Origin of the sequence: Vibrio sp. M260118 (assembly GCF_036533755.1) — a bacterium.
GTDB lineage: Bacteria > Pseudomonadota > Gammaproteobacteria > Enterobacterales > Vibrionaceae > Vibrio.
Genome location: NZ_JATABG010000664.1, coordinates 1 through 734 on the forward strand (window position 1 = coordinate 1; position 734 = coordinate 734).

The following is a 734-nucleotide window of genomic DNA, read 5'->3' on the forward strand; positions in this document are numbered from 1 at the left end:
GATTATCCCGTTTGGCCTCATCTATCGCCACCAATACCATAGTCGATATCTATCATTATCAATACCTTATTTTGCAGACTATTATTTTACTTAAAAGGTAAAACCTGATTTATAGCAAAAACTTAGCGCTCAGAAGGCGTAGGATGTTCTGCATTGAAACTGTATGCACCAAATAATAAGAGATCCTGTCATGAATGAATTAGTTCAACGTTTTCTGCGCTATGTCGAGTTCGATACTCAATCTAACCCTGCAAATTCACACTGTCCAAGTAGTTCAGGGCAGTTGACCTTTGCGCAATTTCTGAAACAAGAGCTTGAAGAACTAGGCCTACCTGACGTTTCACTTGACGACAATGGCTACTTAATGGCAAGACTCCCTAGTAACGTTAACTATCCGGTTCCTGCGATTGGGTTTATTGCTCATATGGATACTGCACCTGATGCTTCAGGCAAAAATGTTAAACCACAGATCATTGAAAATTATCAAGGTGGTGATATTGCGTTAGGTAAAGGCGACGAGGTACTTTCACCAATTCAGTACCCAGACTTACACGCTCTGCATGGTCACAACCTGATCACCACCGATGGGACAACACTACTTGGCGCTGACAATAAAGCAGGGATAGCAGAAATTATCTCCGCCATCTCTGAACTGATCAACAATCCCGAAATTCCACACGGTGACATTTGCATTGGCTTTACCCCTGACGAAGAAATTGGCCGTGGTGCAGACT

At 42.5% G+C, this 734-nt stretch carries 1 protein-coding gene; it reads left to right on the plus strand.

Features of this window, described 5'->3' with window-relative positions; translation table 11 throughout:
- Positions 1-190 precede the first annotated feature (190 nt).
- Positions 191-734 (plus strand): tripeptide aminopeptidase PepT (pepT, locus tag QTO00_RS20410; RefSeq protein ID WP_331426370.1); only part of this gene is annotated, 544 nt, incomplete at its 3' end.